The sequence below is a fragment of the Variovorax sp. AB1(2024) genome (assembly GCF_037482385.2).
GTDB lineage: Bacteria > Pseudomonadota > Gammaproteobacteria > Burkholderiales > Burkholderiaceae_C > Variovorax.
In genome coordinates, this window is record NZ_JBBHKP020000001.1 from 3,458,039 (window position 1) to 3,475,138 (window position 17,100).

Consider the following 17,100-nt stretch of genomic DNA (forward strand, 5'->3'; position numbering starts at 1 on the left):
GGCGTCACTTGCGCAGGGCGTTCAGATGGCGGGCGAAGCGCTCGCCCGACAACTCGAGGTTCAGCAGGTATTCGTCGACCCGGCTGCGGAAATAGCGCCAGAAAATGAGCGTCGGAATCGCCACGATCAGGCCGAACGCCGTGTTGTACAGCGCGATCGAGATGCCGTGCGCCAGTTGCGCCGGGTTGCCCGAGCCGACGGCGCCGCTGCCGGGCGACTGCGAGCCGAAGATCTCGATCATGCCGATCACCGTGCCCAGCAGGCCCAGCAGCGGGGCGGCGGAAGCGATGGTGGCCAGTGCCGGCAGGTAGCGCTCCAGCTTGTGCGCCACGGTGCGGCCGGAGGCCTCCATGGCGGCGCGCAGGTCGTCTTCGGTGCAGCGGGGGTTGGCGTTCAGCGCGCGCAGGCCGGCGGCGAGCACCTGGCCGAGCATCGAGTTGCGTTCGAGCTTGGTCACCACGTCGGGGCCGGGAATGGCTCCCTGAGACACCGTGATGGTTTCGTCGAGCAGCTTCGGCGGCAGTACCCTCACGGTCTTCAGACTCGTGAAACGTTCTATAACCAGCGCGAGCGCAATGACCGAACAAGCGAGCAATGGCCAGATCGGCCAACCCGCGGCAACTATGATGGAAAACAAGTAAATCCTCCGGCCCGTAGACTGCAAATGCGCGGCGATTATCCACTGAGCCCACCATCGGCACGCGCCTTGTTTTGGTGTCGGCAAGGACGCACAGATTCTGTGGATAACTTTGTGACTAACCTGCTGCGCAACGTGTCCGAACCCGCATGGAATGGGCTTTTCGCTAGAACGACTGAATTTTGAGCAGCACTTTTTTCAATGAAATCAATGGCTTGCACGGAAAACCGTGCACCTGTCCCGCATTGGGGGCTGGCGCTAGGGGGCGGGCCGCGCGTTGTGGAAGAGTGGCATCTGGCCGAGCGTGCACTTCGTGAGCTTGCGTGACATGAATTCCGCGCCAGGGCCGCGCGTCTGGGCTGTCGGCGCGTTGTGCCATGCGGTTGCCGAAGCGCTCGACGCGCGTTTCAACCCGGTGACGGTGCGCGGCGAAATCTCGGGTTTTTCCCGCGCCTCAAGTGGACATTGTTACTTCGCCCTCAAGGACGAATCGGGCCAACTGCGCTGTGCGATGTTTCGTCGCGCTGCCGGCCTGCTCGATTTTTCGCCCCGCGACGGCGACCAGGTCGAGGTGCGCGGCCGGCTCGCTGTGTACGAGCCGCGTGGCGATCTGCAACTCGTCGTGGAGAGCTTGCGGCGCGCGGGGCAGGGTGCCCTGTTCGAGCAGTTCATGCAGCGCAAGGCGCGTCTGGAGGCCGAGGGACTGTTCGATCCGGCGCGCAAGCGTGCCTTGCCCGCCATGCCGCGTTCGGTGGGCGTTGTCACGTCGCTCGGCGCGGCTGCGCTGCACGACGTCGTGACGGCGCTGCGGCGCCGCGTACCGCACATTCCGGTGGTGCTGGCGCCCGCCGCCGTGCAGGGAGCGAACGCGCCGGGTGAACTCGTTCGCGCGCTGAACTCGCTCTACGCGCTCGAGCCGGCGGTCGACGTGATCCTGCTGGTGCGCGGGGGCGGGTCGATCGAAGACCTGTGGGCGTTCAACGACGAGACCCTGGCGCGCACGATCGTGCAGAGCCCGGTGCCCGTGGTCAGCGGCGTGGGACACGAGACCGACTTCACCATCGCCGATTTCTGCGCCGACCTGCGCGCGCCCACGCCGACCGCGGCGGCTGAACTCGTCAGCGCGCCGCGTGACCTGTGGCTGGGCGCACTCGACCTGCTCGAAGAGCGGCTCGACGATTCCCTCGGCGGTCGCCTGGATGTGCTCGGACAGCGGCTCGACCAGGCGGCGGGGCGGCTCGGGCGTCCGTCGAACCTCGTGGCGCGCCAGCAACTGCGGCTGGCGCACCATGCACAGCGCCTCCAATACGCGATGCGATCGAGGCGCGAGCGCCTGGCGCATGCGCCGCGCGCCGTGGCCGCGGGCTTTCCCCAGAAGCTCGAAAGAGCGATGACGCAACGCCATGACCGGCTGGAACGCATGGCGCTGCGGCTGAGGCTGCTCGACCCGGCATTGGTCCTGCAACGCGGCTACGCCTGGCTCACCGATGCCGACGGACGCGCGGTCGTGAGCGCGAAGCAATTGGCACCGGGCGACGCGGTCGTTGCAAGGCTCGCCGACGGAGAGGTCGACATGACCGTCTCTCCGGGCGGTGTCACGGGAACACGTCCGACGCGACCTCAATGATTAATTCCTAGAATCCACGATTCCCACAACCAACCCACGAGAAAAAACCATGGAACATGTGCTCCCACCCCTGCCGTACGCACTCGACGCACTGGCACCCGAGTATTCGAAGGAAACCCTCGAGTACCACTACGGCAAGCACCACAACGCCTACGTGGTGAACCTCAACAACCTGCAGAAGGGCACCGAATTCGAAGCGATGACGCTCGAGGAGATCGTCAAGAAATCCAGCGGCGGCATCTACAACAACGCAGCCCAGATCTGGAACCACACCTTCTTCTGGAACTGCATGAAGCCGCAAGGCGGCGGCGCTCCCGGCGGCGCGCTGGCCAAGGCCATCGAAGCCAAGTGGGGCAGCTACGACGCCTTCAAGGAAGCCTTCGTGAAGTCGGCCGTGGGCAACTTCGGCTCGGGCTGGACGTGGCTGGTGAAGAAGGCCGACGGTTCGGTGGACATCGTGAACACCGGCGCCGCCGGCACGCCGCTGACCACCGCGGACACCGCGCTGCTGACGGTGGACGTCTGGGAACACGCCTACTACATCGACTACCGCAACCTGCGCCCGAAGTTCGTCGAAACCTTCCTGGCCAAGCTGGCCAACTGGGAATTCGCAGAGAAGAACTTCGGCTGAGCCTAGGTCTTCCAATGAAGAAAGCCGACCCGCGGGTCGGCTTTTTTTGTGGGCTCAAGCCAGCAAGAACTCAGCGCTTGTTGGCTGTGAACAGTTCTCCGCCGAGGTTTGCACCCTTCTTGATGTTCTTCTTGGCGAACCAGCCTTGATTCATCTCAAGCACGTAGCGCACCGGCTCCAGAGAGCAGTGCGAGTTCTCGGTCATGGGCTGCATGTCGACCAGGTTCACGATGCGGCCGTCGTCGGCCACGAAGGCGGCGGTCAGCGGCAGGATCGTGTTGCGCATCCAGAAGCACTGCGTGGCAGGCTGCTCGAACACGAAGATCATGCCTTCGGCTTGCGGCATCTCCTTGCGGAACATCAAGCCGATCTCGCGCTGCAGGGGGGTCTGCGCAATCTGCGCATCGATCTTGTACAGGCCGACCGACAACTGGGTGCGCGGCAGATCGGTCTGGGGTTGCTGCTGGGCATGCGCCGTCATCATGAAGGACGCGGATACGAGGAGCAGGGCGGCTAGACGCTGGAACATCGGACGACTCTTTCAGGGCGGGAACCGTGCAGGTCCGGCCTCAACCAGATATGCAAATGAAAATGCCCGCTGATGCGGGCATTGCCGGTGAGCTTGAAAGCTTACACCTTCTTGGAAGCGGCCGTGTGGGCCTTGGCGACGTGGCGAACCTTGTGCTTCTTGGCTGCGTGCTTCTTGGCGGAAGCATGCTTGGCGACCTTGGCTGCGGGAGCGGCCGTGGTGGGTTCGGCTTGTTGAGCGAAAGCGCCGACGGCGAAGAGACCGGCGACCAGGGCTGCGAGCAGCTTGTTCATGAGGATATCCTTTGAAATTCGTTGATCTGGATTGCCCTCCCTGCGGAAGGTAGACATTCAACGAAGGCCGTTCCGCGCGGTTGACAGCAACGAGACCGATGCGGGCGAAAAAAAAGCGCTCCGAAGAGCGCTCCTTTTTCGTGGGCTTGCCGAATTACTTCGGGGTGCCGCCTTGGGTCGACTTGCGCTTGACGCTGCCGTCCTTGTTGCGACGACGCTGGTCGCGGGTTTCAGCACGCTTCTCGCCGGAAGCTGCAGCCTTGTCGCCACCGATGGCGCCGCCTTCGGGGGTCTTGGCTTCGTCGCCAGCAGCAGCCTTGACTTGGCCGGCGGGCTTTGCAGCCTTCTTGGCTTCGGCACGTTGCTGCGACTTGCTGTTCGTGGCGTTCCCTTGTTCGGGCGTGGTGCCAGCCGGGTTTTGGGCGTAAGCGCCAGCTGCAAACAGGCCGGCGATCATGACTGCGAGAATTTTGCTCATTGAGATTCCTCTATTCGAGAATTGATTGGAAACGCCTCCCGGCGAGCAGAAGGTCAGACACTAACGAGGCCATTGGCCTGATGGTTGACAAACCCTCGCTGATGGGTTGCGTCTAAAATGTACAGCGATTTGTTCACGTCCTGTAAGCGATTCCTCACGGCTGTCTGAATTCGCTGACACTCGTCAAAATTACGCCACTCCCCCGGAGCCCAACCCCCTCATGTCCAGCTATCAGCACATCAAAGTCCCGACCGAAGGCCAGAAGATCTCGGTCAATGCTGACAACTCCCTCAATGTGCCTGACCAACCGATCATCCCCTTCATCGAAGGCGACGGGACCGGACTGGACATCACGCCGGTGATGCTCAAGGTAGTGGACGCCGCGGTGGCCAAGGCCTACGGCGGCAAGAAGAAGATCCACTGGATGGAGGTCTACGCCGGCGAGAAGTCGACCAAGGTCTACGGCCCCGACGTCTGGCTGCCCGAAGAAACGCTGCAGGCCGTGCGCGAGTACGTCATCTCCATCAAGGGCCCGCTCACCACGCCGGTCGGCGGCGGCATCCGCTCGCTCAACGTCGCGCTGCGCCAGGAGCTCGACCTCTACGTCTGCCTGCGCCCCATCCGCTATTTCGAGGGTGTGCCCAGCCCGGTGCGCGAGCCGCACAAGACCAACATGGTGATCTTCCGCGAGAACTCGGAAGACATCTATGCGGGCATCGAGTTCGAAGCCGAGAGCGACAAGGCCAGGAAGCTCATCAAGTTCCTGCAGGACGAAATGGGCGTCAAGAAGATCCGTTTCCCGAACACCTCGGGCATCGGCGTCAAGCCCGTGTCGATCGAAGGCACCGAACGCCTGGTGCGCAAGGCGCTGCAGTACGCCATCGACAACGACAAGCCCAGCGTGACCATCGTCCACAAGGGCAACATCATGAAGTTCACCGAGGGTGGCTTCCGTGACTGGGCCTACAACCTCGCCGCCAAAGAGTTCGGTGCCGAGCTGATCGACGGCGGCCCGTGGATGAAGTTCAAGAATCCGAAGACGGGCAAGGACATCACCGTCAAGGACAGCATTGCCGACGCGTTCCTGCAGCAGATCCTTCTGCGCCCCGCGGAGTACAGCGTGATTGCCACACTCAACCTCAACGGCGACTACGTGTCCGACGCCCTGGCTGCGCAGGTCGGCGGCATCGGCATCGCCCCGGGCGCGAACCTGAGCGACACCGTCGCGATGTTCGAGGCCACGCATGGCACGGCGCCCAAGTACGCGGGCAAGGACTACGTCAACCCCGGCTCCGAGATCCTCTCGGCCGAAATGATGCTGCGCCACATGGGCTGGACCGAAGCCGCCGACCTGATCATCAGCTCGATGGAGAAGTCGATCGCCAGCAAGAAGGTCACCTACGACTTCGCGCGACTGATGGACGGCGCCACGCAGGTGAGCTGCTCCGGTTTCGGCCAGGTCATGATCGACAACATGTAATTGCGCAAGAAGCGCTGGCCGTGGCCTCGCGCACACGGCAGTCGGGCCCTTGGATCTTCGAAAGGAATCCAGGGGCTTTTTCTTTGCGATATACAGGAAACATCAGGAAAGACGAGCAGCGTGCCATTTTTTATGCCTGCCGGGCTGTCGCACACGGCGCAAGCCCCTTGATTTGTCGAATATGCGCCACCAAGTCTTCATGCGCCGGCACGGTGCTTGCACGCTCTATAGAATCTTTTTCATGGCAACGAGAATTCCCAAAACTCCCAGCACCCCGCCGGCCCAGAAACCGGCCGGGGATGACGGAGATTCGGTCGTCCTGGAGCGCCGGCCGCAGAAAACAGCGCCGCCCCAGATGTACCAGGTGGTGATGCTGAACGACGACTACACGCCAATGGAGTTCGTGATCGTCGTGCTGCAGGAATACTTCAGCAAGGACCGCGAAACCGCGACCCAGATCATGCTCAAGATCCACCTCGATGGCCGCGGTGTCTGTGGGGTCTATTCCCGCGACATGGCGGCTACCAAGGTCAATCAGGTGATGGAGGCCGCTCAGCAAGCAGGGCATCCGCTGCAATGTGTCAGCGAACCTGTTGCGTGAACCTGTTGAATTGCGCAAGCTCCAACCCATCTGAGAACTTATTTACAGCAAGGCAAAAGGAAATCACATGATTGCCCAGGAACTGGAAGTCAGCTTGCACATGGCCTTCGTCGAGGCCCGGCAGCAGCGCCACGAGTTCATCACCGTGGAGCATTTGCTGCTCGCTTTGCTGGACAACCCGAGCGCCGCGGAAGTTCTGCGCGCCTGCTCGGCCAACGTCGACGACCTTCGGGCGTCGCTCACCAACTTCATCAAGGACAACACGCCACAGGTGGCGGGTACCGACGATGTCGACACCCAGCCGACCCTGGGTTTCCAGCGCGTCATCCAGCGCGCCATCATGCATGTGCAGTCCACCGGCAACGGCAAGAAGGAAGTCACCGGCGCCAACGTGCTGGTCGCGATCTTCGGTGAGAAGGACTCGCACGCTGTCTACTACCTCCACCAGCAGGGCGTGACCCGCCTCGACGTGGTCAACTTCATCGCCCACGGCATCAAGAAGAGCGACCCGCCGGAAGCCGTCAAGGGCGCGGGCGAAGCGCCTTCGAGCGAGGGCGAAGAGGGCGGCGGCGAACGCAACGAGAAGGCATCGCCGCTCGAGCAGTTCACCCAGAACCTCAACCAGCTCGCCAAGGACGGCAAGATCGACCCGCTGATCGGCCGCGAGTACGAGGTCGAGCGCGTCATCCAGATCCTGTGCCGCCGGCGCAAGAACAACCCGCTGCTCGTCGGCGAGGCCGGCGTGGGCAAGACCGCCATCGCCGAGGGGCTCGCATGGCGCATCACGCAGGGCGACGTGCCGGAAATCCTGGCCGAGTCGAACGTGTTTTCGCTCGACATGGGCGCGCTGCTGGCCGGCACCAAGTACCGCGGTGACTTCGAACAGCGCCTGAAGGGCGTGCTCAAGTCGCTCAAGGACAAGCCGAACGCCATCCTGTTCATCGACGAGATCCACACGCTGATCGGTGCGGGCGCGGCTTCGGGCGGCACGCTCGATGCGTCGAACCTGCTCAAGCCGGCGCTCTCCAGCGGACAGCTCAAGTGCATCGGCGCAACCACCTTCACCGAATACCGCGGCATCTTCGAAAAAGACGCGGCGCTGTCGCGTCGCTTCCAGAAGGTCGACGTGGTCGAGCCGTCGGTGCAGGAAACCGTCGACATCCTGAAGGGCCTGAAGTCGCGCTTCGAGGAACACCACGGCGTGAAGTACGCGGTGGCGGCCCTGCAGGCCGCGGCCGAGCTCAGCGCCAAGTACATCAATGACCGTCACCTGCCCGACAAGGCGATCGACGTCATCGACGAAGCCGGTGCCGCCCAGCGCATCCTGCCGCCGAGCAAGCGCAAGAAGACCATCAGCAAGACCGAGGTCGAGGAAATCGTGGCGAAGATCGCGCGCATTCCCCCGGCCAACGTCAGCAACGACGACCGCAGCAAGCTGCAGACCATCGAGCGCGACCTCAAGAGCGTGGTGTTCGGCCAGGACAAGGCGCTCGAAGTGCTCGCCTCGGCGGTCAAGATGGCGCGTTCGGGCCTGGGCAAGGGCGACAAGCCGATCGGCTCGTTCCTGTTCTCCGGCCCCACGGGCGTCGGCAAGACCGAAGCCGCAAAGCAGCTCGCCTACATCATGGGCATCGAGCTGATCCGCTTCGACATGTCGGAGTACATGGAGCGCCATGCGGTGAGCCGCCTGATCGGTGCGCCTCCGGGCTACGTCGGTTTCGACCAGGGTGGCCTGCTGACCGAGGCCGTCACGAAGAAGCCGCACGCTGTGCTGCTGCTCGACGAAATCGAGAAGGCGCACCCGGACATCTTCAACGTGCTGCTGCAGGTCATGGACCACGGCACGCTGACGGACAACAACGGGCGCAAGGCCGACTTCCGCAACGTCATCATCATCATGACGACGAACGCGGGTGCCGAGACCATGAACAAGGCGACCATCGGCTTCACCAACCCGCGCCAGGCGGGCGACGAGATGGGCGACATCAAGCGCCTGTTCTCGCCCGAGTTCCGCAACCGGCTGGACGCCATCGTCAACTTCAAGGCACTGGACGAGAACATCATCCTGCGCGTGGTCGACAAGTTCCTGCTGCAACTGGAAACCCAGCTCAGCGAGAAGAAGGTGGAAGTCACGTTCAGCGACAAGCTGCGCAAGCACCTGGCGAAGAAGGGCTTCGATCCGCTGATGGGCGCCCGCCCGATGCAGCGCCTGATCCAGGACACGATCCGTCGTGCACTGGCAGACGAGCTGCTGTTCGGTCGCCTGACCGACGGTGGCCGCCTCGAAGTCGACCTCGACGACAAGGACGAAGTGCTGCTCGACATCCAGCCGCTTCCCAAGAAGGAAGGCAAGTCCAAGCCCGAGGCCGAGGAAACCGCCGCAGGCTGACAACCCCAGCAGGCAATCCGTGGCCGATGAGGCCACGGAACAGCCTCCAAAGGCCGGTAGCATCGCGCTGCCGGCCTTTTTCTTTGGGCGCGTGCATCCATCCACCGTTTGAAGCCTTGATCCTCCCCGTCCTCAGTCCCGAATGGAAAACCGGCCTCTCCCTCGCATGGAGCGGCTACATCGCCGTGCTGTCGGTCTGGATCGTGATGCAGAAGCGCGCGCCGGTGTCCACCATGAGCTGGATCCTGTCGCTGGCGCTGCTGCCGTTCGCGGGCTTCGTCGTCTATTACTTCCTCGGGCCGCAGCGCCTGCGCAAGCAGCGGCTCAAGCGCCTGCGCAGCCGTGCCGGCGCCTCCGCCCAGGCCGATGTGGCCCGGCTGCGCGACGCGGCACACAATGCGCCGCCCGCGCTCCAGCAGATGGCCAGGCTGGGCATGGCCACCTGCGGCCTGCCGGTGTCGAGCGCGGGCGGCGTCGAGCTGCTCTCGGGCGGCGCGCGCACCTTCGACGCGATCTTCGAGGCGGTGCGTGCCGCTCGGAACCACATCCACCTCGAGTACTACATCTTCGAGCCCGACAGGATCGGCACCGCGCTGCGCGACCTGCTGGTCGAGCGCGCAAGGCAGGGCGTGACGGTGCGCCTGCTGATCGATGCGCTCGGTTCCAAGCGCATCGGCCGCAAGTTCATGGCGCCGCTGCACGATGCCGGCGTGAAGGTGGCGCTGTTCCACGACACCAAGATCGGCCGCCGCCTGCGCCCGGTGACCAACTACCGCACCCACCGCAAGATCGTGGTGTGCGACGGCCGGGTCGGCTTCACGGGCGGCGTGAACATCACCGACGAGGAAGACAAGCGCACCAACCCCGACGCCTACCACGACGTGCACCTGCGCATCGAGGGCAGCGCGGTGCGCTGGCTGCAGACCACCTTCCTCGAGGACTGGACCTACGCCACCGGCGAAGACCCGCGCGGCATGGACGACGCCCTGGACGCGATGCTCCCGCAGCTCGAGGCCGGCAACATTCCCGTGCAGATCGTCACCAGCGGCCCCGACAACGCGCTCGAAGCCATCCACCGCATGCACGTCGAAGCCATCCATTCGGCCACGCACCGGGCCTGGCTGACCACGCCGTATTTCGTGCCCGGCGAGCCCGCGCTCATGGCGCTCACCAGCGCCGCGCTGCGCGGCGTCGACGTGCGCCTGCTGGTGCCGCGCCGCAGCGACTCGGCCATCGTGAGCGCCGCCGCGCGCTCCTACTTCGACGAGCTCATCGCCGCCGGCGTGAAGGTGTGGGAGTACAAGGCCCGCATGCTGCATTCCAAGACCTTGGTGGTCGACGACCATTGCGCGATGATCGGCACCGCGAATTTCGACAACCGCAGCTTCCGGCTCAACTTCGAGGTCTGCGCCGTGGTCTATGGTCCGGAACTGGCCGGCCCGCTGGCGGCGCAGTTCGAGACCGACCTGCACAGTTCCGGCGCGGTGCGCGCCAACCGGCGCCTGGGCTTCTGGCGCCGCCTCGGCGATGCGATTGCGCGCCTGTTTTCACCCTTGCTCTGAATGAACCACACCTTTCTCTGGCACGACTACGAAACCTTCGGCGCGGTGCCGCGCCGCGACCGCCCCTCGCAGTTCGCGGCCATCCGCACCGATGCCGAGCTCAACGAAGTCGGCGAGCCGCTGATGATCTACTGCAAGCCCGCGCCGGACTACCTGCCCAGCCCCGAGGCCTGCCTGATCACCGGCATCACGCCGCAGGTGTGCCTGGAGCGCGGCATTCCCGAGCATGAATTCGCCGGCCACATCGAGCGCGCCTTCTCGCAGCCGGGCACCATCGGCGTCGGCTACAACACCATCCGTTTCGACGACGAGGTCACGCGATTCCTGTTCTGGCGCAACCTGATCGACCCCTATGCGCGCGAATGGCAGAACGACTGCGGCCGCTGGGACCTGCTCGACGTGGTGCGCCTCACCTACGCGCTGCGCCCCGACGGCATCGAATGGCCGAAGAAGGAAGACGGCAAGCCCAGCTTCAAGCTCGAAGACCTGGCGCGCGCCAACGGCCTGCTGCACGAGTCGGCGCACGACGCGCTCTCCGACGTGCGCGCCACCATCGCGCTGGCCCGGCTGATCCGCGACAGGCAGCCCAAGCTGTTCGACTTCGCCTTCGGCCTGCACAGGAAAGACCGCGTGGCCGTCGAGCTGGGGCTGCCCGCCATGCGCGAGACCGCCAAGCCCTTCCTGCACGTCTCGGGCATGTTCCCGGTCGAGCGCGGCTGCCTGGCCGTGATGTGGCCGCTGGCGAGCCATCCGACCAACAAGAACGAACTGCTGGCCTGGGACCTGGCCCACGACCCGAGCGAGCTGCGCGACATCGACGCCGACACCCTTCGCCTGCGCCTGTTCACCCGCACGGCCGACCTGCCCGAGGGCGTGGTGCGCCTGCCCGTGAAGGGCATCCACCTGAACAAGTCGCCGATGGTGGTCGGCAACCTGCGCACGCTGGCGCCGCCCATGGCCGATCGCTGGGGTGTCGACCTCGATGCAGCCATGCGCCACGCCGCCATCGCGCGCGACCTGCCCGACATGAGCGCCATCTGGTCGAAGGTCTATGCCCGCCCGAAGGAAGAAACACCCGATGTCGACGAAGACCTCTACGGCGGTTTCGTCGGCAACGCAGACCGCCGCCGCCTGAACCAGCTGCGCAGCCTGTCGCCCGAGGAGCTGGCCAAGGACCGCACCGGCTTCGACGACGGCCGGCTCGACGAGATCCTGTTCCGCTACCGCGCGCGCAACTGGCCCGAGCTGCTGAGCGAAGAAGAGAACGAGCGCTGGGAAGCCTTGCGCGTGGCAAAGCTCTTCAAGGGCGAGGGCGGGGCGCGCACCATCGAGATGCTGTTCAGCGAGGTCGATGCGCTCTCCGAGAACGCCGACGAGCGCGGCGAGGAGATCCTCGGCGCCCTCTACGAATACGCAGAGGCGATCGCGCCGGAAGCCTGACCGAGGCCCGCAGGCCGATCGAACGGAAGAACGAACGAACCATGCTGCAAATCAATCCCGAGCTGTCTGCCGCCCTGGAGGAATACGGCCTGTTCCTCGCCACCGGCGCGATGGTGGCGCTGCCGTTTCGCTTCGAGCCGCCGGTGCGGCTGTTCGTGAACGTGCATACCCACGGCGTGTCGATGGGGGCGTACTCCTACGTCGCGCCGCTGGTGCAGCTGCACCAGTTCCGCATGGGGCGCTACTGCTCGGTCGGCGACAACCTGAACGTGCTGACCCAGCACCCGTCGGACTGGCTGACGACGCACCCGGTGTCGCACCAGCCGTTCTTTCCGCCGCCGTTCAGCCATGTGTCCACGCACGAGTACCCGCAGCTCGAACGGACCGTGATCGGCAACGACGTGTGGATCGGCTCGCGCGTGAGCATGAAGAGCGGCCTGACCATCGGCGACGGCGCGATCATCGGAGCGGGCTCGGTCGTGACCAGGGACGTGCCGCCGTTCGCCGTGATGGGCGGTGTGCCCGCGCGCATGATCCGCCGCCGCTTTTCCGACGCGCTCATCGAACGCATCCAGGCCTGCCCGTGGTGGGACTGGGACCTGCGCCACCTCACGCTCGACTGGCGCAAGCCCGAAGAGGCGCAGACCCTGCTCGAAGCCGCCGTGGCCGAAGGGCGGGTGGTGCGCTGGAGCCCGGGCTGGCGCGTGCTGGAGCACGGCACCCCGGCCGAGGAAGGCCAGGCGCGGCCGCTCGTGGTGCGGGTGGAATGATGCGCGGCGCATCGGGCGAAGCGGGGGCGCGAACCGTCGAAGCGCGTGGTGCTGCATGAAAGGCAATCCACCTGTGTCCGCTTCCGACAAAGATAGAAACCTCGTCCGCCGGCTCACGGTCTCCGATGCGGCGGCCTACCGTGCCGTGATGCTGGATGCCTATGCCAGCCACCCCAGCGCCTTCACTTCCACCGTTGAGGAGCGCAAAGGCCTGCCGCTGAGCTGGTGGGAAGAGCGGCTCGGCGCCATTGCTGATGCGACGGAGGCCAGCGTGGTCTACGGTGCATTCGATGACACCGGCATGCTGGCAGGCGCGGCGGGGCTCGCCTTCGGCGTGCGAAACCGGGAGCGCCACAAGGCCACCCTGTTCGGCATGACCGTGGCAGCGTCGGCGCGCCGTTCGGGCTTCGGCCGCCGGCTGGTGCTCGCCTTGCTCGACCACGCGCGGGCCCGCGACGGGCTGCGGCTGGTGCAGCTCACCGTCACCGAAGGCAACGACGCGGCGCAAAAACTCTACGAAGACTGCGGCTTCCGCACCTTCGGCGTGGAGCCGCTGGCCATCGACGTCGATGGCGAACTGCTCGGCAAGGTCCACATGTGGTGCGACCTGGCGGCGCCCGCCTCAGCGAGGCCGCCGGTCGACCGAGGCAATGAAGGCGTCCACCGCTGAGGTGTAGGCGCCGGGCAGGCCGAGTTCGGCGTTGATCTGCGCGTGAGACAGGTCTTCAGGTAGCACCTGCGCGCGTGCGCCCGTGGCCGTGACGCGTGCCGCGAACTGAGCGGCCTGCGTGCAGGAGCCGTCGCGGCGTTGCGTCGAGCACACCAGCAGCATCGGCGGCGCGCCGGGCGCCAGCGCATCGGTCGGCGACACGCTGCGCCAGAAGGCCGGGTCGCTGCCGAACACGCGGTCGTAGAAGGGCAGGTGGCGCCGCTGCATCAGGGCCGCGGTGTCGAGCGCGGCGCTGTCGAGCGCGATGGCGCCCAGCCAGGGCTGCGCGCCCTGTTGCCGCGCGATGCCGGGCGACGCGCTCAGCAGCGCGACCAGGTGCGCGCCCGCCGAATGTCCCATGAGCACGAGCCGGCCCGCGTCGCCGCCCCATGAAGCCGCGCCGGCCTGCACCGCGGCCACCGCACGCGCCACGTCCTGCGCCTGCTGCATCACATCGACCTGCGGCACGAAGCGGTAGGCCACCGACACCAGGATGTAGCCCTGCGCACGCACCCAGTGATCGACCTTGAGATCCACCACCGAGGCGGCGTCTTTCTTGCCGAACATCCAGGCGCCGCCGTGGACCATCACGAGCACCGGCGCACCGTGCGCGTTCGGCGGCAGGTACAAGTCCATGCGCTGCGCCGCGTCGGGGCCGTAGGGCAGGTCGGCCAGCCGGCGAACGTCGGGCTGCGCCAATGCGGGGGCAAGCGCCAGTGCCAGCAACCAGGCGATGCAGTACGGCAGAAAGCGCTTCATGGGAAAGCGCCCGATCAGGCTTTCGGGATCATCCAGCCGGTCTCGCCGCCGCGCCCCGGCAGATGCAGCGTGGCGGTGGCGGCCGGCGTCTGCGCCACCAGCCGGCCCTTGCGGAATACCTTGAGCCGCGTGGCGCGCAGGCGGATGGCCTCGACCGGGTCGCGCGCCTGCAGCAGCACGAAGCTCGCGTCGCAGCCGGCCTCGATGCCGTAGCCCTGCAGGTGCATCACGCGCGCCGCATTCGTCGTCACCGCCTCGAAGCACTGGCGGATGCCGGCCTGGCTGGTCATCTGCGCCACGTGCAGGCCCATGTGCGCCACTTCGAGCATGTCGCCCGAACCCATGCCGTACCAGGGGTCCATCACGCAGTCGTGGCCGAAGGCGACGTTCACGCCGGCTGCCATCAGCTCGGGCACGCGCGTCATGCCGCGGCGCTTGGGGTAGCTGTCGTGGCGGCCCTGCAGCGTGATGTTGATCAGCGGATTGGAGATGACGGCCACGCCGCTCTGCGCGATCAGCGGCAGCAGCTTGCTCACGTAGTAGTTGTCCATCGAGTGCATCGAGGTGCAGTGCGAGCCCGTCACGCGGCCCTGCATGCCCAGGCGCTGCGCCTCGAAGGCCAGCGTCTCGATGTGGCGCGACAGCGGGTCGTCGGACTCGTCGCAATGCATGTCGACCAGCTTGCCGCGCTCGGCCGCCATTTCGCACAGCAGCTTCACGCTGGCGGCGCCGTCGGCCATGGTGCGCTCGAAATGGGGAATGCCGCCGACCACGTCCACGCCCTTGTCGAGCGCGCGCTCCAGGTTCTCGACGCCGCCGGGCGAGCGCAGCACGCCGTCCTGCGGGAAGGCCACCAGTTGCAGATCGAGGTAGGGCGCCACCTGGCGCTTCACTTCGAGCAGCGCCTCGACCGCGAGCAGGCTCGGGTCGCTGGTGTCCACATGCGAGCGCACCGCCAGCAGCCCCTTGGCCACGGCCCAGTCGCAGTAGGCCAGCGCACGCTCGATGAGCGCCTCCGCCGTGAGCAGCGGCTTCAGCTCGCCCCAGAGGGCGATGCCTTCGAGCAGCGTGCCGCTCTGGTTGACGCGCGGCAGGCCGTAGCTCAGCGTGGCGTCCATGTGGAAATGCGGATCGACGAAATGCGGCGCGAGCAGCATGCCTTGCGCATCCAGCTTCTCGTGCGCGGGAGCGTCCAGGCCCTCGGTGACTTCGGCGATGCAGCCGTCCTGCACGGCGATCGACATGCCGGTTCGGCCGTCGGGGAGGGTGGCGTTGGTGATGAGGAGGTCGAGCATCGTAGGGGCCTTTTTGAATCGATCGGGGCTATTTTCCGTCGCCGCTTTCTTCAGGCACGAGCCGCGGCGTCCAGTGAAGATAGATGTGCACGTTCTCGCTGCGGTCGCGCGCCACGCCGGTTTCGCCCCAGCAAAACCTGGCCGGCTGGCGCGGTACGCCCGCCGATGCCAGCCAGCGCTCGTGAAAACGGTAGCGCTCGTCGACGCTGGCGTGGAAGGCTTCCGAATCCAGGCTGCGGTGGCGATGCGGCTTGAGCGTGATGAAGGCGCTGGCCAGTTGTTCCTGCTCGAAGCGAAGGGTCAGTTCGACGGCCTTGCGGTCGGTAGTCGTGTCGCCGGCAGTGGCGAACACGCATTCCACCTGCCGGCCTTCCACGGTCACCATCTGCCAGGTTTTCAGGAAAAGGGGTGGAAGATCGTCCGCCCGGCTGTCCGCGTCGATGACCGCTCCGAAGGCTTCGATGCGGCCGGTCGCGGCGTCGAGTGCCAGGGGCGGCGTCATGGGCCGGGCCTAGCGGGTGCGCTGCGCCCGGAACAGGTACTGCCCCGGCTTCGGCCCGACCTCGATGGTCACGCGGCGCAGCTTGTCGTCGTGCCCCGAACTGGCCTTTGCAGTCACCACGATGCCGCGCGGCGTGGTCCGGCAGGTGAGCTCCGACAGGCCGATCTCCGCGTGGTCGTTGTCGAGTTCCGCGATGGACACGGTGTGCGCGGCCTGCAGGCTGCCTTCGGCATCGCGTTTCATCCATTGCACGTACAGGAACGACTGCGCGAACTGCTCGGCGTGGATCACCCGGTACACGCCCTGGTGGTCGTTGTCCCAGGTGCCGCACAGCTGCACCCAGTTGACCGCGTCGGGCGTCTTGAAGTTCTCGTAGGTGATGTCGGCTCCCAATGCGTGGGCGCCGCCGCCGCACACGGCCAGCAGGGCGGAGAGCAACCGGGCTCGAATGGCGGAAGCTGCGGTCATCGTCAACGTTCTCCCTTGCGGTAGGGCTTCATCAGTGCCTGCGGATAGCTGGCCTTGCGTGCCACCAGCACCAGCGCCAGGATCGACAGCAGGTACGGCAGCATCAGGTACAGCTGGTAGGGCAGCACGGCGTCGCCCGATTGTTGCAGCCGCAGCTGAAGCGCGTCGAAGAACGCGAACAGCAGCGCGCCCAGCAGTGCCTTGCCCGGCCGCCACGAAGCGAACACCACCAGTGCCACGCAGATCCAGCCGCGCCCGTTGACCATGTTGAAGAAGAAGGCGTTGAAGGCCGACAGCGTGAGGAATGAGCCCGCCATGCCCATCAGCGCCGAGCCCGCGACGATGGCGCCGGTGCGCGTGGCCGCGACCGACACGCCCTGGCTCTCGGCCGCCTGCGGGTTCTCGCCGGCCATGCGCAGCGCCAGCCCGAGCGGCGTGCGGTACAGCACCCAGCCCACCACCGGCACCAGCAGCAGCGCGAACAGCGTGAGCGCGGTCTGCGCGTCGAGGATGGGCACCGGCAGCCAGTCCATCGGCGCGAAGGGCGTGATGGTCGGCGGCGTGTTCACCTTGGGAAAGCTCACGCGGTAGCCGAAGTAGCTGAGCGCGGTCGCCAGCAGCGTGATGCCCAGCCCCGACACGTGCTGCGAAAGCGCGAGTCCCACGGTCAGGAAGGCATGCAGCAGGCCGAACACCATGCCGGTGAGCGCGGCCACGCCGACGCCCACCCACAGCGGCGCGCCGGCATACACCGCGAGCCAGCCGGTGAAGGCGCCCGCGACCATGATCCCTTCGATGCCGAGGTTGAGCACGCCCGCGCGCTCGCACAGCAGCACGCCGAGCGTGCCGAGGATCAGCGGGGTGGCGATGCGCAGCACCGCGACCCAGAAGGCGGGGTTGGCGAGGATGTCGAGCAGGTCGGTCATTGCG

The 17,100-nt window shown here is 66.0% G+C and carries 18 protein-coding genes; 9 read left to right on the forward strand and 9 right to left on the reverse strand.

The window, feature by feature from the left end; all coding sequences use genetic code 11:
• Positions 1-4: 4 nt before the first annotated feature.
• Positions 5-637: a MotA/TolQ/ExbB proton channel family protein gene (locus tag WIX39_RS16165; protein ID WP_081270371.1), complete on the reverse strand. Its 633-nt coding sequence runs from the start codon at positions 635-637 to the stop codon at positions 5-7.
• 313 nt (positions 638-950) lie between these two features.
• Between WIX39_RS16165 and xseA the strand changes: the two genes are divergently transcribed.
• Together xseA and WIX39_RS16175 are read left to right on the forward strand one after the other, a co-directional pair.
• On the forward strand, positions 951-2,264 hold the full coding sequence (xseA, locus tag WIX39_RS16170) for an exodeoxyribonuclease VII large subunit (RefSeq protein WP_409195386.1): 1,314 nt from the start codon (positions 951-953) through the stop codon (positions 2,262-2,264).
• A gap of 49 nt (positions 2,265-2,313) precedes the next feature.
• Complete coding sequence (locus WIX39_RS16175) at positions 2,314-2,895, forward strand: Fe-Mn family superoxide dismutase (RefSeq protein WP_081270370.1); 582 nt, start codon at positions 2,314-2,316, stop codon at positions 2,893-2,895.
• A gap of 70 nt (positions 2,896-2,965) precedes the next feature.
• Here WIX39_RS16175 and WIX39_RS16180 read toward each other — a convergent pair whose 3' ends face one another.
• From WIX39_RS16180 to WIX39_RS16190, 3 genes are all read right to left on the reverse strand, one after another.
• The gene (locus tag WIX39_RS16180; protein ID WP_409195387.1) at positions 2,966-3,424 is read right to left on the reverse strand and encodes a DUF192 domain-containing protein; all 459 of its coding nucleotides are present in this window, start codon (positions 3,422-3,424) and stop codon (positions 2,966-2,968) included.
• Between the two features lie 101 nt (positions 3,425-3,525).
• Positions 3,526-3,717 (reverse strand): hypothetical protein, encoded by a 192-nt coding sequence (locus WIX39_RS16185; protein ID WP_081270368.1) that lies wholly within the window; start codon positions 3,715-3,717, stop codon positions 3,526-3,528.
• 154 nt (positions 3,718-3,871) lie between these two features.
• The gene (locus WIX39_RS16190; RefSeq protein ID WP_081270367.1) at positions 3,872-4,195 is read right to left on the reverse strand and encodes a cell envelope biogenesis protein TolA; all 324 of its coding nucleotides are present in this window, start codon (positions 4,193-4,195) and stop codon (positions 3,872-3,874) included.
• 220 nt (positions 4,196-4,415) lie between these two features.
• Here WIX39_RS16190 and icd point away from each other — a divergent pair, with 220 nt between their 5' ends.
• From icd to WIX39_RS16225, 7 genes are all read left to right on the forward strand, one after another.
• A complete protein-coding gene (icd, locus tag WIX39_RS16195; protein ID WP_081270366.1) occupies positions 4,416-5,675 on the forward strand; it encodes an NADP-dependent isocitrate dehydrogenase in 1,260 nt (419 codons plus the stop codon).
• Between the two features lie 241 nt (positions 5,676-5,916).
• Positions 5,917-6,276: an ATP-dependent Clp protease adapter ClpS gene (gene clpS, locus WIX39_RS16200; protein ID WP_042674481.1), complete on the forward strand. Its 360-nt coding sequence runs from the start codon at positions 5,917-5,919 to the stop codon at positions 6,274-6,276.
• A 67-nt stretch (positions 6,277-6,343) separates the two neighbouring features.
• Positions 6,344-8,665, forward strand: coding sequence for an ATP-dependent Clp protease ATP-binding subunit ClpA (gene clpA, locus WIX39_RS16205; RefSeq protein ID WP_106934672.1), 2,322 nt, complete (start codon positions 6,344-6,346; stop codon positions 8,663-8,665).
• A gap of 116 nt (positions 8,666-8,781) precedes the next feature.
• On the forward strand, positions 8,782-10,227 hold the full coding sequence (cls, locus tag WIX39_RS16210; protein WP_106934671.1) for a cardiolipin synthase: 1,446 nt from the start codon (positions 8,782-8,784) through the stop codon (positions 10,225-10,227).
• Positions 10,228-11,667 carry an exodeoxyribonuclease I gene (gene sbcB / locus WIX39_RS16215; protein WP_106934670.1) on the forward strand — a complete coding sequence of 480 codons (1,440 nt, stop codon included), beginning with the start codon at positions 10,228-10,230 and terminating at the stop codon, positions 11,665-11,667.
• A 41-nt stretch (positions 11,668-11,708) separates the two neighbouring features.
• Entirely contained in the window at positions 11,709-12,437 is a 729-nt protein-coding gene (locus WIX39_RS16220) for a CatB-related O-acetyltransferase (RefSeq protein ID WP_409195388.1), read from the forward strand.
• 73 nt (positions 12,438-12,510) lie between these two features.
• On the forward strand, positions 12,511-13,107 hold the full coding sequence (locus tag WIX39_RS16225; RefSeq protein ID WP_409195389.1) for a GNAT family N-acetyltransferase: 597 nt from the start codon (positions 12,511-12,513) through the stop codon (positions 13,105-13,107).
• Here the strand turns inward: WIX39_RS16225 and WIX39_RS16230 are convergent.
• From WIX39_RS16230 to WIX39_RS16250, 5 genes are read right to left on the reverse strand one after another with little or no spacing between them, the layout of a single operon-like run.
• Positions 13,060-13,905: an alpha/beta hydrolase gene (locus tag WIX39_RS16230; protein WP_409195390.1), complete on the reverse strand. Its 846-nt coding sequence runs from the start codon at positions 13,903-13,905 to the stop codon at positions 13,060-13,062. The genes WIX39_RS16225 and WIX39_RS16230 overlap by 48 nt on opposite strands.
• A 14-nt stretch (positions 13,906-13,919) precedes the next feature.
• Positions 13,920-15,200, reverse strand: a complete 1,281-nt coding sequence (locus WIX39_RS16235; protein WP_409195391.1) for an amidohydrolase family protein — start codon at positions 15,198-15,200, stop codon at positions 13,920-13,922.
• A 28-nt stretch (positions 15,201-15,228) separates the two neighbouring features.
• The gene (locus tag WIX39_RS16240) at positions 15,229-15,702 is read right to left on the reverse strand and encodes a hypothetical protein (RefSeq protein ID WP_409195392.1); all 474 of its coding nucleotides are present in this window, start codon (positions 15,700-15,702) and stop codon (positions 15,229-15,231) included.
• 9 nt (positions 15,703-15,711) lie between these two features.
• Positions 15,712-16,170, reverse strand: coding sequence for a hypothetical protein (locus tag WIX39_RS16245; protein WP_409195393.1), 459 nt, complete (start codon positions 16,168-16,170; stop codon positions 15,712-15,714).
• A gap of 2 nt (positions 16,171-16,172) precedes the next feature.
• Positions 16,173-17,096, reverse strand: a complete 924-nt coding sequence (locus WIX39_RS16250; protein ID WP_409195394.1) for an ABC transporter permease — start codon at positions 17,094-17,096, stop codon at positions 16,173-16,175.
• Between the last annotated feature and the right edge of the window lie 4 nt (positions 17,097-17,100).